Source organism: uncultured Acetatifactor sp. (assembly GCF_948601915.1).
Classification (GTDB): Bacteria; Bacillota; Clostridia; order Lachnospirales; family Lachnospiraceae; genus Acetatifactor.
On record NZ_CAPDXS010000050.1, the window covers coordinates 1 to 24,090 of the forward strand.

The window sequence follows — 24,090 nt, forward strand, 5'->3', positions numbered from 1 at the left end:
GCTTTTTTCCTCACACAGAGCATTCAGCCACATAGGGATGCTTAACGTCTTTTTTATTGACTTGTCGCTGCGCCTACTCCTTGTATTTCGAAGGATTCAAGAGCCCTCCAGACGAAAGAAAAGAGGGTGGTTCAATGTGTGTTGCTTGCGATAACACAAGACAAACAAACGCAAACATTAGTTCGACAAGAAAAAACACTTGACACCCACCCGTATCTGTAGTAAAATACACAAGGCTGGTAAAGTTATGGATAAGATATATGAACAGACTATGTTATTTGACTTCTACGGCGAGCTGCTGACAGAGCATCAGCGCAGCGTATACGAGGACGCGGTGTACCGTGACATGTCCCTGGGGGAGATTGCCCAGGAGCGGGGCATCAGCAGGCAGGGCGTACATGACCTGATTAAGCGCTGCGACAGGATTCTCCAGGGCTATGAGAGCAAGCTCCATCTGGTGGAACGGTTCGCCAGGGCCAAGAAGACAGTGGCGGAGATCGAGAGGCTGACGCTGCCTGTGGAGGCTCCGGAGGAAGCGGGCGGGGAACCGGGTGAAAAGCCCGGCACCGGGGAACTGCGCCGGATGCGGAACCGCCTGCAGGTTATCAGGAAGCTGTCCCGGGAGCTGCTGGAGGAGCTGTGAGCGCTGTGGAAGGGAGGACGTTCCGGAGGGGAAATCCCCGGATGAGTCCGCAAATACAACTATAAGGAGTCACAGGTGGCATTTGAGAGCTTAACAGAGAAACTGCAGAACGTATTCAAGAACCTGAGGAGCAAGGGACGTCTCACCGAGGAGGACGTGAAGTCCGCCCTGAAGGAAGTGAAGATGGCCCTGTTGGAAGCCGACGTGAACTTCCGGGTGGTCAAGCAGTTCGTGAAGTCCGTGGAGGAGCGGGCCATCGGCCAGGACGTGATGAACGGCCTGAACCCCGGCCAGATGGTCATCAAGATCGTCAATGAGGAGATGATTGCCCTCATGGGCAGCGAGACCACCGAAATCGCCATGCAGCCGGGCAAATCCATTACCGTCATCATGATGGCGGGACTGCAGGGCGCCGGTAAGACCACGGCCACGGCCAAGATTGCCGGGAAGCTGAAGCTGAAAGGGAAAAAATCCCTGCTGGTGGCCTGCGACATCTATCGCCCGGCGGCTATCGAACAGCTGCAGATCAACGGCAAGAAGCAGGAAGTGGACGTCTTCTCCATGGGGACGGATCACAAACCCACGGAGATTGCCGCGGAGGCCATCCGCCACGCGGAGAAGAACGGCCACAATGTGGTCATCCTGGATACGGCAGGCCGTCTGCATATAGACGAAGACATGATGGCGGAGCTCCAGGAAATCAAGAATACAGTCTCTGTCCACCAGACGCTCCTGGTGGTGGACGCCATGACCGGCCAGGATGCAGTGAACGTGGCGAAGGAATTCGATGAAAAGGTGGGCATCGACGGCGTCGTCCTCTCCAAGATGGACGGCGATACCAGAGGCGGTGCGGCCCTTTCCATAAAAGCGGTCACAGGCAAGCCCATCCTCTACGTCAGCATGGGCGAGAAGCTGTCTGACATGGAGCAGTTCTATCCCGACCGCATGGCAAACCGTATTTTAGGCATGGGGGATGTGCTCTCCCTGATAGAGAAGGCTCAGGAGAGCATAGACCTGGACGAGGACAAGAGCCGTGAGATGGCCGGCCGCATGAAGAAGGGCAAGTTCGACTTCGAGGACTACCTGGAGAGCATGAAGCAGATGCGGAACATGGGCGGGCTGACCAGCATCCTGAGCATGCTGCCCGGCATGGGGATAAAGGGAGCGGATCTGGAGTCCATGATTGACGAGAAGCAGTTGAAGCGCATGGAGGCCATCGTCCTGTCCATGACAAAGGAGGAGCGCAGGAATCCGAAGCTTTTGAACCCTCAGCGCAAGCACCGCATTGCAAGAGGCGCAGGCGTGGACATCGCCATAGTGAACCGTTTCATCAAGCAGTTCGAGCAGAGCCAGAAGATGATGAAGCAGTTCGGAGGCGGCAAAAAGGGCCGCGGCATGTTCGGCGGATTCCCTGGAATGGGCAAGGGCAGGTTCCCCTTCTAGTCACCGGTGCATGAATTCCCGAGTAATCAGTGCCTGGCGTCCGCGCCAGACAAGGCGGAGGAAGGTACTGGGCAGTTTCCTTCCGGGATGCGGGATGATTTTCCCGGGATGAAGGATGATTATGGGTGACGCGGGAGCAATCCCCGGAAGCCCCTTTTCATAATGAAGAAGTGCATTCATGAAGAAGTGCATTCATAAAAACAATTCAACGCAAGGGCCGCACAGGGCGGCAGAAAGAGGTAGGAAAAATGGCAGTAAAGATCAGACTGAGAAGAATGGGACAGAAAAAGGCTCCTTTTTACAGAATCATCGTAGCTGATTCCCGTTCCCCCAGAGACGGCAAGTTCATCGAGGAGATCGGCACCTATGATCCCAGCACGGATCCCAGCACCTTCAAAATCAACGAGGAGCTGGCCAAGAAATGGCTGGCTAACGGCGCTCAGCCCACAGAGACGGTAGGAAAGCTGTTCAAAGCCGCTGGCATCGAGAAGTAAAAATCATTCTTGGAGGTGGCTATAAATGGAAGAAATGCATTCCAAAGAATTGGTGGAGGTTATCGCAAAAGCGCTTGTGGATAACCCGGAGGAGGTCGTGGTGACGGAGAAGGCCGAGGGCCGTGGATTCGTCATCGAGCTTCATGTAGCATCGTCCGACATGGGAAAGGTCATCGGCAAGCAGGGCAGGATAGCGAAAGCGATTCGCTCGGTGGTGAAAGCGGCGTCTTTTCGGGACAAGAAGAATGTGGATGTCGAAATCGTGTAGAGGAAGCGCATGCGTTGGGAAACGCGATGTTCCGGCAGGGGCTGCCGCATGGGATGAGTCCTGGTACTCTCCTGGATGCGGCGGCCCTTTTGGCATATAGGAGAAATGGATGGAAGAGTATTTCAAGGTAGGCATCATCACCTCCACCCACGGCCTGAAGGGGGAGGTAAAGGTGTTCCCCACCACGGACGACGTGAACCGGTTCAAGCGTCTGAAAAAGGTGACGCTGGATACCGGCAAGGCGCGGGACGCGGGAACGGTCCTGGAGATAGAGGGCGTGAAATTCTTTAAGCAGTTCGCCATACTGAAGTTTCGGGGAGTCGACAGCATAGAGGATGTGGAAAGATACCGCAAAGCCTCCCTGCTGGTGCCCAGGAGCGATGCGGTGCGGCTTAGGAAGGACGAGTATTTCGTGGCGGATTTGATCGGGCTGACGGTGCGGGACGAGGACGGGACGGAAATCGGCACCCTGAAAGACGTGATAGAGACAGGCGCCAACGATGTGTACGCCATCGACCTGCGGGACGGCAGGGAGCTGCTCCTGCCCGCCATCAAGCAGTGCGTTCTGGAGGTGGACGTGGAGGCCGGATTCATCCGGATACACATTTTAGAGGGACTATTGGACGGAGCGTGAGAAAAGTGACGAAATTCCATATACTGACACTGTTCCCGGAGATGGTCCTGCAGGGGCTGAGCCCCAGCATCATCGGCAGGGCGGCGGGACGGGGGCTGCTCTCCCTGAATGCGGTGGACATCAGGGACTACACCCTGGACAGGCACGGAAAGGTGGACGACTACCCTTACGGAGGCGGGGCCGGCATGTTGATGCAGGCGCAGCCCGTGTACGATGCCCACAGGGCCGTGACCGGCGGAAGGGCAGTCAGGACGATCTACATGACGCCCCAGGGAGCGCCCTTCACCCAGAGGATGGCGCAGGACTTCGCCAGGGAGGAAGAGCTGGTGTTCCTCTGCGGCCACTACGAGGGCATAGACGAGCGGGTGCTGGAGCTGGTGGTCACGGACCAGGTGTCCATCGGCGACTATGTGCTGACGGGAGGGGAGCTGGCGGCCATGGTGATGATTGATGCCATCGGGCGGCTGATTCCCGGGGTGCTGGGCAATGAGGAGTCCGCCAGCGAGGAGAGCTTCTACAACGATCTGCTGGAATACCCCCAGTACTCCCGGCCGGAGCAGTGGCAGGGGATGCGGGTGCCGGAGGTGCTCCTGTCGGGCAACCACAGGCTGGTGAGCGCTTGGCGGCTGGAGCAGTCCAGGCAGCGCACCGCCAGGCGGAGGCCCGACCTCTATGCCAGATATCAGGAGAAGCAGCGGCTGACAGAGCGGCTCTCCAGGCAGAAGAGGGACAATATCCACATGATGGAGAGCTTGTCCAGGGGGCGGGCCGATATCTTATATACGGATTTCCGTGGGCAGGACACGGCCGTGCTGCTGTATGACAGATGCTGCGCCATTGCCATGATGACGGCCCTGGACGGGGAGACCGGGGAGCGGATGGCGGACCTGCTCCCCGGGGATGCCCAGATGATCCTGGTGTCGGAGGCTTTTATGCGGGATCTGCTGGCGGAGAGGGGATATGCCGTCTTCGGAGAATTTGGTCAGGTGCTGTACACCCGGAAGGAGGCCCTGCCCGTGCGGCACAAGGAAATCAGACGGCTCTCCATGGAGGATTTCCCGTATGTATCCGGATGGTACGGCAGCGGTACGGAGGGCCCGGGCACGGAGGGCGGATACGTCAGGGAACGGATCCTGGCGGGCGCCATGTATGGGGCGTTCCTGGAGGGCAGGCAGGTGGGCTTCGTGGGAACGCATGAAGAGGGGGCCCTGGGGATGCTCTTCGTGGAGGAGCCTTTCCGGGGCAGGGGCATCGGGGCCTCTCTGGAGGCCTACGCCGTGAACCGCATGCTGGAGAGGGGCTGGACGCCATACGGGCATGTGGCCGTGGGGAATGCCGCCTCGGAGCGGCTCCAGGAGCGGCTGGGATTTTATAAAGCGGAAAAAACTTTCTGGTGGCTGGAAAAAGTGCTTGCAAATGATACGTGAATATGCTAAACTTTTCATGTTGTGAAGAAGAGATGGTCCTCTGGTGTCAGGAAATCAGGACGATTCCTACGGACATTAAGAACATCTAGTGAAAAAGGAGGCTCATTATGAGTGACATCATCAGAGAAATCGAGGCTGAGCAGTTAAAAAGCCAAGTCGATGAGTTCAATGTCGGCGATACCGTAAGGGTATACGGTAAGATTAAGGAAGGAAACAGAGAGAGAGTCCAGGTGTTCGAGGGCATCGTCCTGAAGAGGCAGGGCGGAAGCAGCCGCGAGACATTTACCGTCAGGAAGTCATCCAATGGCATTGGCGTTGAGAAGACCTGGCCTGTACATTCCCCCAATGTGGAGCGAATCGAGGTCATCAGGAGAGGTAAGGTCAGACGTGCTAAGCTGAACTACTTGAGAGGCCGCGTCGGTAAGAAGGCAAAGGTAAAAGAAGCCGTAAGGTAAGCGGACAAAAGGGCAATTACTCACGTAGTTGTCCTTTTCTTTCATCAGGAATGATCATATGGCGAAAAACAGAGGTCTCAGCTTTTACAGACGCAAAAAGAAAATAAGCTCGGCCCATGTTCGGGAGGCTTTCAGCTGGCTGTTCGGCATCTTTACGGCAATCTTCATAGCGGTGGTGCTGAATGTCTTCCTGGGAGTGACTACCAATGTGGTGGGCGTGTCCATGGAGCCCGCGCTGTACAATGGACAGCGGATATTCATCAATTCCTTCGTGTATCTGATCTCCTCCCCGAAAGCCGGGGACGTGGTGGTGTTCCTGCCCAATGGGAATGAGAATACCCATTATTATGTGAAGCGTGTGGTGGCAGGGCCGGGAGACAGCGTGGCGATTCGTGACGGCATCCTGTACGTGAACGGGGAGGAGAGCCCGTGGGTGGAGGAGAAGCTGGCGGAGGCCGGAATCGCCGCCGAGGAGTTCACCGTGGAGAATGGAGAGTATTTCTGCATCGGGGACAACCCGGGCAACAGCGAGGACAGCCGCTCGGCCAATATCGGGCCGGTGCGGGAGGAAGACATCATAGGAAAGGTATGGTTCCGTGCAGCGTATGGGGATACGGGCATGGGATTCGTTAAATAGAATGAATTATCAATGGTATCCTGGTCATATGACGAAAGCCAGGCGTATGATGCAGGAAAACATAAAACTGATTGATTTGATCATAGAGCTGGTGGATGCCAGGGTGCCGTTGGCCAGCCGCAACCCGGACATCGACGAGCTGGGGAAGGGCAAGTCCAGGATCGTGCTCCTGAACAAGTCCGACCTGGCCGATGAGGGCTGCAACAAAGCGTGGATGCGGTATTTTGAAGACAGAGGAGTCTTTGCCCTGGAGGTGAACTCCAAGTCCGGCGCGGGCATCAAGGCCATCAACAGCCTGGTGCAGAAGGCCTGTGCCGAAAAAATCGCAAGGGACAGGAAGCGTGGTATCCTCAACCGTCCGGTGAGGGCCATGGTGGTGGGCATCCCCAATGTGGGCAAGTCCACTTTCATCAATGCCTTTGCGGGCAGGGCCTGCACCAAGACAGGGAATAAACCGGGGGTCACCAAGGGAAAGCAGTGGATCCGGCTGAACAAGAGCCTGGAGCTGCTGGACACGCCGGGCATCCTGTGGCCCAAATTCGAGGACAATGAGGTGGGGATGCATCTTGCCTTTATCGGTTCCATGAATGACGAGATCATCGTCATGGAAGAGTTGGCCTGCGACCTGCTGGAACTGCTGCGGGAGCTGTACCCGGAGGCCGTCACAGGGCGGTACGGAATCTCGTGGGAGAGCGATGCGGGAGAGGCCAACAGCATGGCGGTCATGCTGGAGGGCATCGCGCGATGCAGGAGATGCTTCCTGAAAGGGGAGAATCTTGACCTGAAGAAAGCGGCAGATCTGCTGCTGGATGATTTCAGGAGCGGCCGCCTGGGGAGGCTGACGCTGGAGCGCCCCGAAAGGCAGCCCGTGCCGGAACAGGAGAACAGAGGATGAGCAAAGTAATGAAAGAGATGATAAGCACGCTTGCTTATCTATTAGGGGTATTGTGCCTGACATGGCTGGTGATCACGTTCGTGGGGCAGAGGACAGAGGTGGACGGCTCTTCCATGGAGCCCATGCTGACCGATGGGGATAACCTGATCGTGGATAAGATCACCTATCGTTTCAGCGACCCAAAAAGGTTCGATATCATTGTATTCCCATTCAAGCAGGAGAAGAATACATACTATATCAAGAGGATCATCGGGCTTCCCGGAGAGACGGTGCAGATCGATCTGCAGGGAAATATCTATATCAACGGAGAGCTGCTCCCGGAGAACTACGGCAGAGAGGTCATCGCGCCGGAGCATGTGGGCATAGCGGTGGAGCCGATCGTCCTGGGGGAGGATGAATACTTCGTCATGGGGGACAACCGCAACAACAGCACGGACAGCCGCACGGAAAGCGTGGGGAACATCCATGGCGACGACATTGTAGGCAGGGCGTGGGTCCGGATCTGGCCCCTGTCCAAGCTGGGCATACTGAAGCATCAGTAGCATGGGCCCCGTGGCAATACAAGAGAGACGAAAGGAACCGGAATGAAAAGCACCACTGAGATAAAGAGGATTCTTCAGGCAGCGACCATTGAGGAGCTGCCTGAATTTGTAAAGGAATATTCCCGGGACGAGCGGGCGGGCGTGCGGAAGCTGGCGGAGACGGCGGCAAGGCGGCTTGACGCGCTGGAGAGGGAGAGGCAGCGGATAGAGACGATAAGGGTGTACGAGGAACAGTACGGGGCCTGCGACTTTATCTGCGGGATAGACGAGGTGGGGAGAGGGCCGCTGGCAGGCCCTGTGGTGGCCGGAGCGGTGATCCTCCCCAGAGGCTGCCGCATTTTATATATAAATGATTCGAAGCAACTGTCCGAAAAAAAGAGAGAGGAGCTTTATGACATCATCATGGAGCAGGCCGTCTCCTGCGGGCTGGGATATGCCTCGCCGGAGCGGATCGACGAGATCAACATCCTGCAGGCCACCTATGAGGCCATGCGGGAGGCGATCGGCCGACTGGCCTGTAAGCCGGATATCCTGCTGAACGACGCAGTGACCATTCCCAGGGTGTCCATTCCCCAGGTGCCCATTGTCAAGGGGGACGCCAAGAGCATCTCCATCGGCGCCGCCAGCATCATCGCCAAGGTCACCAGGGACAGGATGATGCGGGATTACGATAAGATTTTCCCGGAATACGGATTTGCGGGAAATAAGGGCTACGGCAGCGCGGAGCATATGGAGGCGCTGCGGAAATACGGCCCTGCGCCCATACACAGAAGGAGCTTCATCAGGAACATTGTCTGAGCATGTTGTCTGATGCAGAGATTTCAGGGATATGAGATTCCAGAGATAAGAAAGGAGAGCGCGGATGAAGCTGTCACAACTGTTTTCGGGAGAGGTACGGACGGACAATACGGCGCATGCCCCCCAGCCCACCCCGGCCCAGGCGGAGCTGATGAACCGCCAGATCCGTTCTCTGGTGCCAGGACAGACCATCAGCGGCGAGATCATCGCCAGGAACGGCAATGAGGTGCAGATCAGGCTGTCCGAGGACATGGTGTTGAACGCCCGGATCGACCGGAACATGAATATCGAAATCGGGAAGAACATGACCTTCGAGGTGAAGAACAACGGAAGCGCGCTTACGCTGAGCCCTCTTTTCACCAATGTGGCCACGGACGTGAACGTGATGAAGGCGCTGGACATGGCGGGGCTCCCCCTGAACCGCATCACCGTGGACATGACGGAGCAGCTTATGGCTGCCGGGCTTCCCGTGAACAAGGGCAGCCTGCAGCAGATTTTCCGGGAGATCAACAGCTTCCCCCAGGCCACGGTGGAAGATATCATCAATCTCCACAAGCTGCAGATGCCTGTGAACGAGGCCAATGTGAACCAGATGGCCTCCTACAGGAACCTGACCCATCAGCTGACCGGGGGCATGGAGGACATCCTGGGAGCGCTGCCGGAGGTATTCGATTCCATGATGGCAGAGGGGGATGTCGCCGGTGCGGTGAGGCTGTACCAGGAGGTGCTCTCCCTGATTCGGGAAGCGGGACAGGAAGACGGGAATGTGGTCGGAGCGGGAGGCGCCCAGGAAGGGGGAGCCGCCCAGGGGACGGAGAATGCCGGGACAGTGGTGCCGGGAGAGGAAGCTGTCCCGGGAACAGGCGATGTACTGGAAGGCGGGCAGACCGGACAGCCTCTGGCTGAGGGCGCGTCTCCGGGGGAGGCAGCGGCGCAGGTAGGCAGGGCCTTGGCCGCGGACACGCTCCTGGCCATGGCGGCAGAAGTCGCGGAAGCCGAGGCCGGGACGGCCGGGGCAGGGCAGACGGCGGGGCAGGGTGAAGCGGCCGTTCTGCAGGCCGGGAATACGGCCGACGCGGTACAGGCCGGGCTGCGGGCGGCTGTGGCCCAGGAGGCCATGGCCCTGGTAGACCAGCTGGACCTGACACCCCAGGAGGCTTCCGGCCTGCGGAGCCAGATCCTGCAGTTCGCGGGGGGCCAGGCGGACGCGCTGCAGCTCTTTACGAAGCTGGGAAGCCTGGCGGAGGGCGCAAGGACCTCCGCCGGTGCCATGCAGGCCCTGGAGCGGCTGTTTTCCGGGGAGAATTTCCGGGCGTTTTTCGCCGGCACCCTGAAGGGGGACTGGGTGCTGCGGCCGGAGGAGCTGGCCGTCCCGGGCAGGGTGGAGGAGCTGTACCGTAGGCTGGACAGACAGTTGAAGGGGCTGGCCACGGCCCTGGAGCATGCGGGACAGAACGGCACGGAGGCTTTCCGCGCCACGGCCTTCCTGTCCCAGAGCGTGGACTTCCTGCAGCAGCTCAACCAGATGTACAGCTATGTACAGCTTCCCCTGCGCCTGCAGCAGCGGGATGCCCACGGGGATCTATACGTCTATACCAACAAGAAGAACCTGGCGAAGAAGGACGGGAATGTCAGCGCCCTGCTGCATCTGGACATGGAGAACCTGGGATCGGTGGATGTCTATGTGGCCATGCAGAGCAGCAAGGTGAGCACGAAGTTCTATCTCCGGGACGAAGAGATGATAGATTTCATGGCGGCCCACATGGACATCCTGACGGAGCGTCTGCGCGCCAGGGGCTATGACTGCAGTTACGCCATGGCCGTCAGGGAGGAGAAGAAGGAGCAGACCCCGGCGAAAGGCGGGCTGGAGCCGCTTCTGAAGCAGGAGAGGGGCGTCATGCTCTCCAGATATGCCTTTGACGTGCGCACCTAAAGCGAAAAGAGAACGCAAGAGAAGCGTTCTTCCGGACTTGCAGCGATGCAGCGATACAAGGGGGTGGGGATATGGACGGAAAGAGAGAAAAGGACGGGAAGCTGAAACAGGCCATCGCGCTGGAATACGACCCCTCGGACGCGGCGCCCAGGGTCATCGCCAGCGGCCGGGGGATCCTGGCCGAGAAGATTATCGAAAAAGCCCGGGAAAGCGATGTGCCGGTGCACAGGGACGACAAGCTGGCGGACACGCTGTCCCGGCTGGACATCGGGGACATGATACCGCCGGAGCTGTACGAGGTGGTGGCGGAGATACTGGTGTTCGTGGATTCCATGGACAAGATCAAGGGGAAGATCAAGAGGTAGCGGATTTTTGAACAAGCGCAGGGTGGGAGCGGACAAGGAGAGACAGGCCGCGGAATATCTGACGGGGAAGGGCATGCAGGTGCTGGAGACCAATTTCCGCTGCAGGCAGGGCGAAATCGATTTGATCTGCCGCCACCGGGGATATCTGGTGTTCGTGGAGGTGAAGTACCGCAGCGCCTCCGAAAAGGGCTATGCCCTGGAGGCAGTGGACTATCGCAAGCAGCTTAGGATCTGCAGGGTGGCGGATTACTACAGGTATGTCCACGGGCTGGGAGACGGAACGGGCGTCAGATATGACGTGGTGGGCATACAGGGCAGCGAGATACAGTGGGTGCAGAACGCTTTTCCGCATATTTATGCACGGGGATACTGACGGGAGGTGGAGGGCTATGTTTCAGATACAGAGGACAGAAAGAGGCGGGCAGCCAGGGCAGGGCGTGGATCCGGAGGGCCGGGCCCCGCAGGAGCGGAGCGAGCGGCCGGTGCGGCAGGACCTCGCGCTGACGGAGGGCGGGGAGCCTCTGGAATATCTGACGTTCCCGCTGCTGGAGCGGACCGGAATCGTAAAGCACCTGTTCACCACCCGCTTGGGGGGAGTGAGCAGGGGAGAATGCGCCACCATGAATTTCAGCGTGGACAGGGACGAGAATCGGGAGAACGTGCTGGAAAACTACAGGCGTATCGCCGGGGTGCTGGACTGCCGGGTGGAGGACATGGTGGCGTCCCACCAGACCCACACCACCAACATCCGCCGCATGACCTCGGCGGACAAGGGCAAGGGCATCCTGCGCCCCCGGGATTACGCGGACGTGGACGGGATGGTGACGGATGAGCCGGGCCTGGTGCTGAACACCTTCTACGCGGACTGCGTGCCCCTTTACTTCGTGGATCCCGTACACCGCGCCGTCGGGCTGGCCCATTCCGGCTGGCGGGGCACTGCGGGCAGGATGGGGGCGCGGATGGTGGAGGCCATGGGAGAGCGGTTCGGGAGCAGGCCGGAGGAGATTTACGCGGCCGTAGGCCCCTCCATCTGCCGGGACTGCTATGAGGTCAGCGGGGACGTGGCGGAACAGTTCATCCGGATGCTGGGGGAGGCGGTGGCCATTCCCGGAAGGGAGCCGGGGAAGTACCAGTTGGATCTCTGGCTGGCCAATGAGCTGATTTTAAGACAAGCAGGTCTTCTTCCTGCCCATATCGCCGTGACGGACATCTGCACCTGCCACAACAGCGGATATCTGTTCTCCCACAGGGCCAGCGGCGGCAGAAGAGGGAGCCTGGCTGCGTTCCTGGCATTGAAAGATTAAGAAAACATTCAGATTTTGCGTATATAACATTTAAAAAAGATATGGTTACATGGATATGCGGGGGTATTTCAGGAAAAACGGAGTGATGAGATATGGCGAATATACTTGTGTGTGACGACGACCGGGAAATCGTGGACGCGATAGAGATCTATTTGAGCCAGGACGGGCACTGCATCTTCAAGGCCTATGACGGGAAGCAGGCCATCGACCTGCTGAAGAAGGAGGAGATCCATCTTCTGATCATGGACATCATGATGCCGAAGCTGGACGGCATCCGCGCCACCCTGAAGATTCGGGAGTACAGCAGCATCCCCATCATCATGCTGTCCGCCAAGTCTGAGGATACGGACAAGATTCTCGGCCTGAACATCGGCGCGGACGATTATATCACGAAGCCCTTCAATCCGCTGGAGCTGGTGGCCAGGGTCAAGTCCAACCTGCGCCGGTACACCTCCCTGGGGAGCCTGAACGCGGAGAGCAAGTCCGTCTACCAGGTGGGAGGTCTGGTCATCAACGACGACACCAAGCAGGTGATGGTGGACGGGGAGCCCGTGAAGATGACTCCGATCGAGTACAATATCCTGCTGCTCCTGATGAAGAACCAGGGCCGGGTATTCTCCATCGACCAGATTTACGAGAGCATCTGGAACGAGGACGCCATCGGAGCGGACAACACTGTGGCCGTGCACATCCGCCATATCCGGGAGAAGATAGAGATTAACCCCAGGGAGCCCAGGTATCTGAAGGTAGTCTGGGGCGTGGGCTACAAAATCGACAAGCAGTAGAGGAGCATTCGATGAAAAGGACCACATTAAAGAGATTCTGCCTGGAGCTGCTCCAGCATCTGCTGGCGGCCGGCATCATGACGGCTCTGGCGTATCTGCTTCTGAACTCCTATATTGCGGTGGACTCCATCGACGGGCCCAAGGTGTACCGGATTTTTCCCATCGATACGGGACTGGAATTCGAGGAATCCGAAATCTACCATGACCTGTTCCGGAACGCGGTATCCGACATCACCCAGCTTGTGGCCCTGAAGGGGCAGCTGGAGACGGACGGCATCCTGGATCCTTCCAAGAAAATCGACGTGACGGCATATGCAAAGGAGATCGGGAAGGATTCCGGCGGCCCTCTCACGGTGGTCTATACGCTGGACGACATCGTCAAATGGGGGAAGTCCGGCGTGGAGTATACGAATCGCTTCATGAGCATGTCGGAGTTCGTGAACTATTTCGGCAACTGCATCTATCCCGAGAATTTCAAGCTGGACCAGTTCGGCCAGCTCAGCTTCGACGGCTTCTACCATGTGGGCGATGCCCAGGAGGATGAGACGGAGGAGGGCGTGGCAGCGGACGGCGCGGACCTGGAGGAAGGGGCGGTGGTCCAGGCGGAGCGCTACGGGAAGAGCGCAGAGGAGATCACAGCGCTGTCGCAGGCCCTGGAGGAGAGCACCCAGGAGCAGTTGGAGGACATGGTGTTCGCCCATATCATGTCCCAGAATCCCGACGGCATAGACATATCCAGAGAGGACGACGGCAGCCTGACCGTGTTCATCCCCATGCTGAACTGCCGCTACACAAGCGTGGGGGGCAAGAAGCAGCTCACGGCCTATGCCCGGAACTGGATCGAATATATGAAGCTCCAGGAGAACGTGGTGGCGGCGGTGGAGAGCCTTACCATCAATTACCAGCGCTATCAGCTCTGCAATGAGGCCTACAGAGGGGCCAACAGCAATGTGAAATACATGGTGCGCATGATGACGGACGACGGCATGTGCACCTATACCAATGTGCCCGACCTGGCCGAGCTGCCGGACAATGAGGTCACGGAGTCCTTTAATGAGTACAGGCGCTATCTGATCTACTATCCGGACAGCCTGGTGTTCATGGGGAATACGATATTCAGCGAGGAGGAGATAGACGACTACATCAGCGTGTACAGCTATGCCTACCCGGACACCACCCATATCTGGCTTGGGGTGGATTCCAAGTACACCATCCAGGGGGACTCCTTCCACACAGCCAACGCGGTGTATCAGAAAATCGTGCCGAATGTGGGACGCTTTATCATCCTGATTGGGGTTCTGGCGCTGTTCTGGCTGGGCATCGGCATCTATCTGACCTGTGTGGCCGGCATGGTCCCCGGAGGGAACGGGGAGCGGATCTGCTATCTGAACCGCTTTGACAAGCTCTGGACGGAGCTGCTCCTGCTTCTGGCGGCGGGGCTTGTCTACGGCGGCTGGCTGGGATACGGAATCCTGGTGGACATTGCCGAGACGGCCCAGGTCATGCCAACGAAGCTGTTCGGCGTGGAGCTGACGAGGCTGTACCGCTATGGCCTGTTCGCGGCCTTCGGCATATATGCCAGCATGGGCTTTGACATGATTTGGTACAGCATGGTGCGGCGGATGCGGGTGGGCGGACTGTGGAAGGGGAGCTTCCTGCACTTTCTGTACAGCGGAATCGAGAATACCGTCAGGTTCATCCTCCGCCACAAGAGCTCCATGATCAGCACGCTGCTGCCCTATAACCTGTTCCTTTTTTCCAACCTGGCAGGGATGGCAGCGGTATATAAGCTGTGGAACAGGAGGATATACGCCTTCCTGCTCCTGCTGGCCATGGTGGCTGTGGACGGAATCGTGGGCGTGCTCCTCTCCCGGCGCAACGCAGAACAGGCGGAGATCGAGGAGGGCATAGGCAGGATACGGGACGGAGAGGTGGAGTTCAAGGTGGACGCGGACAGCCTCCACGGCTCCAGCAGGGAGCTGGCGATTGCGGTGAACAATATTGGGGAGGGCATCCGCAGGGCGGTGAAGACCAGCATGGAGGACGAGCGCCTGAAGACGGAGCTGATCACCAATGTGTCCCATGATTTGAAGACACCGCTGACATCCATCATCAGCTATGTGGACCTGCTGAAACGTCTGCATATCCAGGAGGAACCTGCCAGGGGATATATCGACATCCTGGACAGCAAGGCCCAGCGCCTGAAGCAGCTTACCGACGACCTGGTGGAGGCCTCCCGGATCTCCTCCGGCAGCATCGAGCTGGAGAAGGAGAAGCTGAACCTGACGGAGCTTTTGAACCAGGGAATCGGGGAGTTTTCCGAGAGGCTGGAGGAGAGCAGCCTGCAGGTGGTGTTCGAGGACGGCGATGTGCCGGCCTACATCTACGCGGACAGCCGCAGGATGTGGCGGGTGGTGGAGAATCTGTTCAACAATATCTGCAAGTACGCCATGGAGGGCACCCGGGTCTACATCCAGACGACGAAGCAGGAGGGAAGGATAGAGGTATCCATCAAGAATATCTCCAGACAGCAGATGAGCGTCCGGCCGGAGGAGCTGACGGAGCGGTTCATCCGAGGGGATTCCTCCCGCAGCACGGAGGGCAGCGGCCTGGGGCTCTCTATCGCAAAGAGCCTGGTACAGGTCCACGGGGGCAGCTTCGAGATTCTGATGGACGGGGATCTGTTCAAGGTCCTGCTGGCCTTTCCGGAGTACAGCGAAAGCCCCGCAGACGACACCGGAGCGCGCTGAGGGGCTGGTTCCTAATTCATATCGAAATCCTGTCGGTTGTTGTAGGACTCCAGGATGCTTTGGATTCTGTCGGTGGGCGTGAGCGCGTTGGCCAGGGAGGCATCGTGGTTCATGAAGTCGATCAGGGAGGCCACGAACTTGCTCATGTCCGCCTCGATGAAATAGGGCCTGCTGTAAAGCGCAGAGGGCAGGTAGGTGAGGTCCGTGGCGACCACCTTGTCGAAGTACCCCTTCTCATAGGCCTCATCGAAGGACTCCAGGCCGTCTGTGAACAGCCCGAAGGTACAGCAGATGAAGACCCGCCTGGCATTCATCCGCTTCAGCTGTCTGGCGGTGTCCAGCATGCTCTGGCCGGAGGAGATGATGTCGTCTATGATGATGACGTCCTTGCTGTCTATATTATCCCCCAGGAACTCATGGGCCACGATGGGATTGCGGCCGTTCACGATGGTGGAATAGTCCCGGCGCTTATAGAACATGGCGGTGTCCACGCCTAAAACCGTGGCGAAATAGATGGCACGATCCAGCGCCCCCTCATCGGGGCTGATTACCGCCAGGTGGTCTTTGTCCACAATCAAGTCGTCCTCGGAATTCAGCAGCGCCTTGATGAACTGGTAAGGGGTGGTGAAATTGTCGAAGCCGTTTAAGGGAATCGCGTTCTGTACTCTGGGATCATGGGCGTCAAAGGTGATGAAATTCGCGATGCCCATGTCCCGCAGCTCCCGCAGAACGAACGCGCAGTCCAGGGATTCCCGGCCGTACCTCTTGTGCTGCCTGCCCTCATAGAGGAAAGGCATGATGACATTGATCCGGTGGGCCTTGCCATTGCAAGCGGAAATGACCCGTTTCAGATCCTGGTAATGGTCGTCCGGGGACATATGGTTGGTAAATCCATGTATATTGTAGGTGATGCTGTGGTTGCACACATCCACCAGCAAAAAGAGATCCTTGCCGCGGATGGATTCCTGGATGGAGGCCTTGCCCTCGCCGCTTCCAAAGCGGGGCGTCTCCACCTCTGCCAGATAGTTGTCTTCGCTGTAGCCCTGAAAGGCCGGGTCAGTCTTTACCTTGTCGTTATGGATGTTTTTGCGGAATTCCACCAGATAATCGTTGACTCGTTCTCCCATTTTCCGTGCGGAGGAGAGGGCGATGATTTTTAAAGGAGCTACGGGCATGGCGTTCTCAATCTCATGTAAATTAGGCATATGTCCTCCAATGATGTAAAAAACATGTTGTACCTATATTTTATATCTTACGCTAGTGACACGTCAAGGGATTTCTTGTAATATAAAGGGTAAAAGGAGCAGCGGCCGTCTTTTTTCGCAAAAAAAGAGAAAGCGGCCGTTCCGGGAGAGGAGAGATAAGGCACATGGAGAACAAGGCCCATATCGTAAAGCGGGTGATGCCCGGAAGCATTGGGGAGGAACTGGAGATCGCAGCCGGCGACAGGCTGGTCGCCATCGACGGCATGGAAGTGGAGGATGTTTTCGACTACCAGTTCATGATACAAGACACCTATATCGAGCTGCTCCTGGAGAAGCCTGACGGGGAGCAGTGGCTCCTGGAGGTGGACAAGGACTATGACGAGGATCTGGGGCTGGAGTTCGAGAGCGGCCTGATGGACGAGTACCGGCACTGCCACAATAAGTGCGTATTCTGCTTCATCGACCAGATGCCCCCCGGCATGCGGGACACCCTGTATTTCAAGGACGACGATTCCAGGCTCTCCTTCCTGCAGGGGAATTATGTGACCCTGACCAACATGTCGGACCACGATATCGACAGAATCTGCAGATACCGGCTCTCGCCCATCAATATCTCTTTCCACGCCATGAACCCGGAGCTCCGCTGCAGGATGCTGAACAACCGCTTCGCCGGGGAGGCCCTGAAGAAGGTGGACAGGCTCATGGAGGCCGACATCCATATGAACGGGCAGATCGTGCTCTGCAAGGGACTCAATGACGGGAAGGAGCTGGAGTACAGCATCAGGGAGCTGATGAAGTACATCCCCAATCTGGAGAGCGTGTCCGTGGTGCCTGTGGGATTGACGAAATACCGTGAAGGCCTGTACCCCCTGGAGCCTTTTGACGGGGAAGAGGCGGCTGCGGTGATTGACATGATAGAGGGGTTCCAGAGGGAATGCTTCGCGGAATTTGGCATACATTTCGTCCATGCCAGCGACGAGTGGTACATCCTGGCGGGAAGGGAGCTGCCGGAGGCGGAACGGTATGACGGGTATCTCCAGCTGGAGAACGGCGTGGGGATGCTGCGGCTCATGATGGACGAATTCGAGGAAGAGATGGCCAGACGTAAGAAAAAGGACGGTTTTCCGGACTTCCGGCCAAGGCGGGAGCTGTCCATTGCCACAGGGAAGCTGGCGTTTCCCTACATCCGGAGGATGGCCCGGCGGCTGGAGGAGAGCTGCCCGGGGCTGAGGATTCTGGTCTATCCCATCACGAATTTTTTCTTCGGGGAGCTGATTACGGTGTCCGGGCTGCTCACGGGCCAGGATCTCCTGGCGCAGCTTCGGGGCAAGGCTCTGGGGCAGTGCCTGCTGCTGCCGGAGAACGTGCTGCGCAGCGGCGAGGACGTGTTTTTGGACGATTGTAGGCTCCCGGAACTGGAAAGGGCTTTACAAGTGCCGATTAATATTGTAAAATCAAGCGGAAAAGACTTTGTGGAGTCCATACTCGCGGCGGGAACGCAGGCGTGTGCGGAATCCGAAGCATGAATATGGAAGCGGAGCATTCTTAGGGCTTCCATGTGGAGAGGTGAATTATGGCAAAGAGAAACAGGAAACCGATCGTGGCAGTGGTGGGCAGGCCCAATGTAGGGAAATCCACCCTGTTCAATGCGCTGGCCGGAGAGCGGATATCCATCGTGCAGGACACCCCGGGCATCACCCGGGACAGGATCTACACGGATGTGACCTGGCTGGACAGGACGTTCACATTGATAGACACAGGCGGCATAGAACCGGACAGCAAGGACATCATCCTGTCCCAGATGCGGGCTCAGGCCCAGATCGCCATTGATACCGCGGACGTGATCATCTTCCTGGTGGACGTGAAGCAGGGCCTGGTGGACGCGGACGACAAGGTGGCGGACATGCTGCGGCGCTCCCATAAGCCGGTAGTGCTGGTGGTGAACAAGGTGGACAGCGTGAACAAGTATTCAGCTGATGTCTTCGAGTTCTACAACCTGGGCATCGGCGAGCCCCATCCCGTCTCCGCGGTGAACAAGCTGGGCCTGGGGGACATGCTGGAGGAGGTGGTCTCCCATTTCGACACGGAGGGCGCTGGGGAGGAAGAGGACGAGCGCACGAGAGTGGCCATCGTAGGCAAGCCCAACGTAGGGAAGTCCTCCCTGATCAATAAGCTCCTGGGGGAGGAGCGCCTGATTGTGTCGGACATCGCGGGAACCACCAGGGATGCCGTGGACACGGAGATCGTCCATAACGGAAAGGAATATGTCTTCATCGACACCGCGGGGCTCCGCCGGAAGAACAAGATAAAGGAGGAACTGGAGCGGTACATGATCGTGCGGGCCGTGAGCGCGATTGAGCGGTCGGATATCGTGGTGCTGCTGATCGACGCGGTGGAGGGCGTCAGCGAGCAGGACGCGAAGATCGCGGGCATCGCCCATGACAGGGGCAAGGCGGTGATCATCGCGGTGAACAAATGGGACGCGGTGGAGAAGGACGACAAGACCATCTATCGTGTCACGGAAAAAGTGAGAAACGTCCTGTCCTACATGCCCTATGCGGAGATCATCTTCATATCGGCGCTGACGGGACAGCGGCTGCACAAGCTCTTCGATGTCATCGACATGGTCAGCGAGAACCATGCCATGCGGGTGGCCACGGGCGTACTGAACGAGATCATGGCCGAGGCGGTGGCCATGCAGCAGCCTCCCTCGGACAAGGGCAAGCGGCTGAAGCTCTACTATATCACCCAGGTGGCCGTGAAGCCGCCCACCTTCGTCATCTTCGTGAACAAGAAGGAGCTGATGCACTTCTCCTACACCAGATATATCGAGAACCAGATTCGGGACACCTTCGGGTTCCGGGGCACTCCGCTGCGGTTCATCATCAGAGAACGAAATGAAGAAAAGCATTCATAATGAAGAAAAGCATTCATAGGGAAAAGGAGCAATAGGGCTTATGGAAAGGATAATCTGTTTGCTGATGGGGTATGGGTTCGGTCTGTTCCAGACGGCTTACTTTTATGGCAAAGCCCACGGAATCGACATCAGGCAGCACGGAAGCGGAAATGCGGGAACCACCAATACACTGCGGGTGCTGGGGACCAAGGCGGGGCTGATCGTGCTGGCCGGGGACTGTCTGAAATGTATCCTTGCGGTGCTGGTCGTAAGGCTCCTGTTAGGGAAGGGCTATCCGGACATGATATACCTGCTCTGCCTCTATACGGCGGCGGGGGTGATCCTGGGACATAATTACCCCTTCTACATGGGCTTCAAGGGAGGAAAGGGAATTGCGGCCACGGCGGGGCTGATCCTGTCCTTCCATCCCTATTTCATAATTATGGGGGTGGCGGTGTTCTTCGGCATTTTCTTTACCACCCATCTGGTGTCGCTGGGGTCGCTTTTGGTGTATCTGGGCTTCGTGATAGAGATGGTGGTCTGCGGGCAGAGCGGGGTGTTCGGCGAAATGTCCCAGGCCCATTTGATCGAGATGTATGTCCTCTCGTTCCTGCTGGCGGCATTGGCGTACTGGAAGCACCGGGAGAACATCGTCCGCCTGCTGCACGGCAACGAGAGAAGGACATATCTGCTCAAGAAGAACAAGGTGGACGTGGCGGAAGACGGCAGGAAGGAATGAGCGGAACAGACGCGGAAGCTGCGGGACACAGGCCGAAACTGAAAAAAGGGGGATTATGGCATGGGAGAGAAGCGTTCCAAAATAAGCATCATCGGCGGCGGAAGCTGGGGCATCGCCCTGGCAGTGCTGCTGCATAAGAACGGACATGAGGTCACTGTATGGTCGGCGCTGGAGGCGGAAATCCGGATGCTGCGGGAGAACCATGAACACAGGATGCTGCCCGGCGTGAAGCTGCCAGAGGACATGGCGTTCACGGCGGACGATTATGAAGCCGTGGAGGGCAGAGACCTGCTGGTCATGGCGGTGGCAAGCTCCTATACCAGAGCCACCTCCCGCAGGCTGAAGCCCTATGTGGCTGAGGGCCAGAAGATTCTGAACGTGGCCAAGGGCATCGAGGAGAGCACCCTGATGACCCTCTCCGAGATCATCGAGGAGGAGATTCCGCAGGCGGACGTGGCCGTGATGTCCGGCCCCTCCCACGCGGAGGAGGTAGGCCGCGGCATGCCTACTACCATAGTCGTGGGGGCAAAGTCCAGGGATACCGCCGAGTATATCCAGAACCTGTTCATGAATGAGGTGTTCCGGGTCTATGTGAGCCCGGATATCCTGGGGATGGAGCTGGGCGGGGCGCTGAAGAACGTGGTGGCGCTGGCGGCCGGAATCGCAGACGGACTGGGGTACGGGGACAATACGAAGGCGGCGCTGATCACCCGGGGCATCACGGAGATTGCCAGGCTGGGTACGGCAATGGGCGGCAAGTTCGAGACCTTCTGCGGCCTGACGGGCATAGGCGACCTGATTGTCACCTGCGCCAGCATGCATTCCAGGAACCGCCGGGCTGGCATCCTGATCGGACAGGGGAAGACCTGCGACGAGGCCATGGCGGAGGTGAAGATGGTGGTGGAGGGCGTATACTCCGCCAAGGCCGCCATGGCGCTGGCGGCGAAGTACCAGGTGCAGCTGCCCATCATCGAGCAGGTGAACCAGATTCTTTTCCAGGGAAAGAGCGCGGATCAGGCAGTGCGGGAGCTGATGCTCCGGGACAAGAAGATAGAGGTATCCGATGTCCTCTGGCCCGTGTGAAGTGTGCAAAGATTTTCTAAGCCCGCAAAGTACGCGGGCTTAGAAAATCTATACTGCAGACCGCCAGGATTTACAGTGGTGTCTCCGGGAAAGTACTTGGCTGGCGGTCTGCAGTCGGGTTGCACTGCAAATTTAACCGGTGTGCAGTATAAATTGCACCTGGAAGAATGCCTGAAGTGCAGGCATTCTTCCGGGTTTGCACCGTGTTTTGCCGCTGAAGCGGCTGAATGGGAACAGGCACATTCCTCTCGCAGCGCCATATGCTGTATACGAGGGGGTGCGAGATGGATCATGTGATTTTAATGGCATTGGTTGCAACGCTGGGGACCTGGTCTGTGACGGCTCTGGGCGCGGCGACCGTTGTTTTTTTCCGGACGCCGGAGGGGAAGACGCTGAATCTGATGCTGGGCTTTTCCGCGGGGGTCATGGTGGCGGCCAGCTTCTGGTCGCTGCTGCAGCCTGCCATCGAGCGGGCGGAGGCCATGGACGGGATGCCGGCTTTCCTGGTGGCCACGGGAGGATTCCTGTGCGGGGCCGGGTTCATGTGGGGCTCCGACAGGATTGTGTCCCGGGCCAGAGGCCGGGCGGACAGCGCCCAGGGGGAGCCGGGGGACAGACTGCACCGGATCGTCATGCTGGTGCTGTCCATCACGCTCCACAACATACCCGAGGGCCTGGCCGTGGGCGTGGCCTTCGGGACATTGCGGGGCGGCGCTTCCATGGAAGAGCTGATGGGAGCGGTGACGGTGGCGGTGGGGATAGGGCTGCAGAACTTCCCGGAGGGCGCGGCGGTGTCCATCCCCCTGCGGCGGGAGGGATATTCCAGGCGGAAAGGATTCCTGCTGGGCCAGGCTTCCGGCATGGTGGAGCCTGTGGCAGGGGTGATCGGCGCGCTGCTGGTAGTCTATATGGAGACTATCCTGCCCTTTGCCCTTTCCTTTGCCGCCGGGGCCATGGTGCTGGTGGCGGTCCATGAGCTGATACCGGAATGCCAGAGGAATCAGGAAAAGGCTCCCTATTCCGCCACCATGGGCATCATCCTGGGTTTTGCTGTGATGATGCTGCTGGACGTGATGCTGGGATGAGGGCTTTATTCCCCCGGGCAATGAGCCAAGCGGCCGTGCTTGCACGGCCAGTTGGCGAATGCCGCGAGGGTCAAAGTTGCTTGCAGCGTGGTATTTGATTTATACTGCTTAACGATTTCACTTGCCGTGAAACCAGACTGCATAACGCTGACTGGTTCAATCGCTTGATTGCATTAGGCAGTATTCAGCGTTATGCAGTATAGTAAAAAAAATGTACAAAAAGGATTGACTTATCGGTCGCGGATATGTCACAATGTTCCTTGAGGACGCAGTCAGGGACGGGGCGGGTCTTTCGGCCTACGCAGAGAGACCGCGGAAAATACATGGCAAGGAGGAGGCAGAGACATGGCACTTTTTGAGGCAAAGACGAAATACGGTCTGGTGCGGGGGCACTCCATGGAGGGATACACGGTCTTCAAGGGCATTCCCTACGCAAAGCCGCCGCTGGGCGAGGGGAGGTTCGCAGCGCCCCAGGAACCGGACAGCTGGGAAGGAATCTATGAGGCGGAGCATTTCGGGAGCGTGGCCATGCAGGTGCCTCTGGATCCGGCATCCTTCTACGGAAAGGAGTTCTATCAGTATCCGGATTATATGCCCGCAAGGAGCGAGGACTGCCTGTACCTGAATATCTGGACGCCGGCCGGGGAGGCGGGGGAGAAGCTGCCCGTGGCCTTCTGGATCCACGGGGGCGCATTCCTGCAGGGCTACAGCCATGAGGTGGAGTTTGACGGGGAGGCTTACTGCCGCCGGGGCGTCGTATTGGTGTCGATCAATTACCGGCTGGGCGTGTTCGGCTTCCTGGCACACCCCTGGCTGGAGGAGGAGCAGGCAGGACAGGGCGGGCGCAGAATCAGCGGAAACTATGCCCTGTTGGACCAGATTGCGGCCCTGCGCTGGGTGCGCGAGAACATCGCGGCCTTCGGAGGAGACCCGGGGAACATCACGGTATTCGGGCAGTCGGCGGGCTGCATGAGCGTCCAGGCGCTGGTGAGCACGCCCCTGACAGAGGACTGGATCGCAAAGGCCATCTTCCAGAGCGCCTCCGGCTATAAGAGCATGATGGGCACACACACTATGGAAGAGGCGAAGAAGGCAGGGGAGGAGTTCGTGGAGCTTACCGGCGCGGCGGATCTGGAGGAGCTGCGGGCCATTCCCGCCGGGGAGCTGCTGGAGATGCAGAAGGCATTTCTGGAGCGCAGACAGGGGATGGGGCTCTGCTTCGGCCCTACCATCGACCACGCCATACTGGACGGGGATTTCGACACCCTGCTGGAGCGGGGGGAGATGAAGGACATTCCCTATATGATGGGCTCCACGGCACAGGACCTGGGGACTACGCCGCAGATGCGGGAGACCGGGGAGCGGGGCAGACTGTATTACGGATGCGTGGGACTGAGCCACAAGCTGGAGGAGCTGGGCAGGAGACCGGGCTATGTATATTATTTCACGCGGAGCCCGCTGGGGGACGACGCAGGGGCCTTCCATTCCTCGGAGCTGTGGTACATGTTCGGCACCCTGGAGCGAAGCTGGCGGCCCAAGGAAGAGGGGGACTACGCGCTGAGCGGAAGGATGCTGGACGCATGGACGGAGTTCATGAAATGCGGCGATCCGGAGGGCGGGAAAGAGAGGGCCTGGAGGCCCTGCACCAAAGAAGATCCCTATGTACAGATTCTCGATATATGATTTCTGACTGACCGGACATGGAAGGA

General features: G+C 58.3%; 24 protein-coding genes. 23 read left to right on the forward strand and 1 reads right to left on the reverse strand.

Going from position 1 to position 24,090, the window contains the following annotated elements; all coding sequences use genetic code 11:
• The first annotated feature begins 247 nt into the window (after positions 1 to 247).
• The 17 genes from ylxM to Q2B33_RS10475 all read left to right on the forward strand — a co-directional run bounded on the left by ylxM (position 248) and on the right by Q2B33_RS10475 (position 15,373).
• A complete protein-coding gene (gene ylxM, locus Q2B33_RS10390) occupies positions 248 to 643 on the forward strand; it encodes a YlxM family DNA-binding protein (RefSeq protein WP_300571233.1) in 396 nt (131 codons plus the stop codon).
• A gap of 75 nt (positions 644 to 718) precedes the next feature.
• The gene (ffh, locus tag Q2B33_RS10395) at positions 719 to 2,086 is read left to right on the forward strand and encodes a signal recognition particle protein (protein ID WP_300571230.1); all 1,368 of its coding nucleotides are present in this window, start codon (positions 719 to 721) and stop codon (positions 2,084 to 2,086) included.
• Positions 2,087 to 2,334: 248 nt separating this feature from the next.
• Entirely contained in the window at positions 2,335 to 2,580 is a 246-nt protein-coding gene (rpsP, locus tag Q2B33_RS10400) for a 30S ribosomal protein S16 (protein WP_296465252.1), read from the forward strand.
• A gap of 25 nt (positions 2,581 to 2,605) precedes the next feature.
• The gene (locus Q2B33_RS10405; RefSeq protein ID WP_300571226.1) at positions 2,606 to 2,848 is read left to right on the forward strand and encodes a KH domain-containing protein; all 243 of its coding nucleotides are present in this window, start codon (positions 2,606 to 2,608) and stop codon (positions 2,846 to 2,848) included.
• A gap of 109 nt (positions 2,849 to 2,957) precedes the next feature.
• Positions 2,958 to 3,482, forward strand: coding sequence for a ribosome maturation factor RimM (rimM, locus tag Q2B33_RS10410; RefSeq protein WP_300571223.1), 525 nt, complete (start codon positions 2,958 to 2,960; stop codon positions 3,480 to 3,482).
• 5 nt (positions 3,483 to 3,487) lie between these two features.
• The gene (gene trmD, locus Q2B33_RS24215; protein WP_330684706.1) at positions 3,488 to 4,909 is read left to right on the forward strand and encodes a tRNA (guanosine(37)-N1)-methyltransferase TrmD; all 1,422 of its coding nucleotides are present in this window, start codon (positions 3,488 to 3,490) and stop codon (positions 4,907 to 4,909) included.
• Positions 4,910 to 5,016: 107 nt separating this feature from the next.
• Positions 5,017 to 5,364, forward strand: coding sequence for a 50S ribosomal protein L19 (rplS, locus tag Q2B33_RS10425; protein ID WP_296465246.1), 348 nt, complete (start codon positions 5,017 to 5,019; stop codon positions 5,362 to 5,364).
• A gap of 58 nt (positions 5,365 to 5,422) precedes the next feature.
• A complete protein-coding gene (lepB, locus tag Q2B33_RS10430; RefSeq protein WP_300571219.1) occupies positions 5,423 to 6,001 on the forward strand; it encodes a signal peptidase I in 579 nt (192 codons plus the stop codon).
• A 1-nt stretch (position 6,002) separates the two neighbouring features.
• Positions 6,003 to 6,896, forward strand: a complete 894-nt coding sequence (gene ylqF / locus Q2B33_RS10435; RefSeq protein ID WP_300571216.1) for a ribosome biogenesis GTPase YlqF — start codon at positions 6,003 to 6,005, stop codon at positions 6,894 to 6,896.
• Positions 6,893 to 7,438 (forward strand): signal peptidase I, encoded by a 546-nt coding sequence (gene lepB / locus Q2B33_RS10440; RefSeq protein ID WP_300571213.1) that lies wholly within the window; start codon positions 6,893 to 6,895, stop codon positions 7,436 to 7,438. Before ylqF ends, lepB (Q2B33_RS10440) begins: the two co-directional genes overlap by 4 nt.
• Before the next feature lie 42 nt (positions 7,439 to 7,480).
• On the forward strand, positions 7,481 to 8,236 hold the full coding sequence (locus Q2B33_RS10445; protein ID WP_300571209.1) for a ribonuclease HII: 756 nt from the start codon (positions 7,481 to 7,483) through the stop codon (positions 8,234 to 8,236).
• 64 nt (positions 8,237 to 8,300) lie between these two features.
• Positions 8,301 to 10,169 (forward strand): flagellar hook-length control protein FliK, encoded by a 1,869-nt coding sequence (locus tag Q2B33_RS10450; protein ID WP_300571206.1) that lies wholly within the window; start codon positions 8,301 to 8,303, stop codon positions 10,167 to 10,169.
• Positions 10,170 to 10,240: 71 nt separating this feature from the next.
• On the forward strand, positions 10,241 to 10,534 hold the full coding sequence (locus tag Q2B33_RS10455) for an EscU/YscU/HrcU family type III secretion system export apparatus switch protein (protein WP_300571202.1): 294 nt from the start codon (positions 10,241 to 10,243) through the stop codon (positions 10,532 to 10,534).
• Between the two features lie 7 nt (positions 10,535 to 10,541).
• The gene (locus Q2B33_RS10460; protein WP_296465224.1) at positions 10,542 to 10,907 is read left to right on the forward strand and encodes a YraN family protein; all 366 of its coding nucleotides are present in this window, start codon (positions 10,542 to 10,544) and stop codon (positions 10,905 to 10,907) included.
• A gap of 16 nt (positions 10,908 to 10,923) precedes the next feature.
• On the forward strand, positions 10,924 to 11,838 hold the full coding sequence (gene pgeF / locus Q2B33_RS10465) for a peptidoglycan editing factor PgeF (protein ID WP_300571198.1): 915 nt from the start codon (positions 10,924 to 10,926) through the stop codon (positions 11,836 to 11,838).
• Between the two features lie 92 nt (positions 11,839 to 11,930).
• Positions 11,931 to 12,623, forward strand: coding sequence for a response regulator transcription factor (locus tag Q2B33_RS10470; RefSeq protein ID WP_296465218.1), 693 nt, complete (start codon positions 11,931 to 11,933; stop codon positions 12,621 to 12,623).
• A gap of 11 nt (positions 12,624 to 12,634) precedes the next feature.
• On the forward strand, positions 12,635 to 15,373 hold the full coding sequence (locus Q2B33_RS10475; RefSeq protein ID WP_300571194.1) for a sensor histidine kinase KdpD: 2,739 nt from the start codon (positions 12,635 to 12,637) through the stop codon (positions 15,371 to 15,373).
• Positions 15,374 to 15,384: 11 nt separating this feature from the next.
• Here the strand turns inward: Q2B33_RS10475 and Q2B33_RS10480 are convergent, their stop codons facing one another.
• Positions 15,385 to 16,578, reverse strand: a complete 1,194-nt coding sequence (locus Q2B33_RS10480; RefSeq protein ID WP_300571191.1) for a ribose-phosphate pyrophosphokinase — start codon at positions 16,576 to 16,578, stop codon at positions 15,385 to 15,387.
• Positions 16,579 to 16,742: 164 nt separating this feature from the next.
• On the opposite strand from Q2B33_RS10480, the gene Q2B33_RS10485 reads away from it, so the two are divergent.
• The 6 genes from Q2B33_RS10485 (at position 16,743) to Q2B33_RS10510 (ending at position 24,064) form a co-directional block, all read left to right on the forward strand.
• Entirely contained in the window at positions 16,743 to 18,104 is a 1,362-nt protein-coding gene (locus tag Q2B33_RS10485; protein WP_300571188.1) for a DUF512 domain-containing protein, read from the forward strand.
• A gap of 47 nt (positions 18,105 to 18,151) precedes the next feature.
• Positions 18,152 to 19,495 (forward strand): ribosome biogenesis GTPase Der, encoded by a 1,344-nt coding sequence (gene der / locus Q2B33_RS10490; RefSeq protein WP_296472648.1) that lies wholly within the window; start codon positions 18,152 to 18,154, stop codon positions 19,493 to 19,495.
• A gap of 40 nt (positions 19,496 to 19,535) precedes the next feature.
• Positions 19,536 to 20,213, forward strand: a complete 678-nt coding sequence (locus Q2B33_RS10495) for a glycerol-3-phosphate acyltransferase (RefSeq protein ID WP_300571183.1) — start codon at positions 19,536 to 19,538, stop codon at positions 20,211 to 20,213.
• Between the two features lie 60 nt (positions 20,214 to 20,273).
• On the forward strand, positions 20,274 to 21,296 hold the full coding sequence (locus tag Q2B33_RS10500) for an NAD(P)H-dependent glycerol-3-phosphate dehydrogenase (protein WP_300571179.1): 1,023 nt from the start codon (positions 20,274 to 20,276) through the stop codon (positions 21,294 to 21,296).
• 260 nt (positions 21,297 to 21,556) lie between these two features.
• Entirely contained in the window at positions 21,557 to 22,381 is an 825-nt protein-coding gene (locus Q2B33_RS10505; protein WP_300787553.1) for a ZIP family metal transporter, read from the forward strand.
• Positions 22,382 to 22,726: 345 nt separating this feature from the next.
• Positions 22,727 to 24,064: a carboxylesterase/lipase family protein gene (locus Q2B33_RS10510; RefSeq protein WP_300571174.1), complete on the forward strand. Its 1,338-nt coding sequence runs from the start codon at positions 22,727 to 22,729 to the stop codon at positions 24,062 to 24,064.
• Positions 24,065 to 24,090 lie beyond the last annotated feature (26 nt).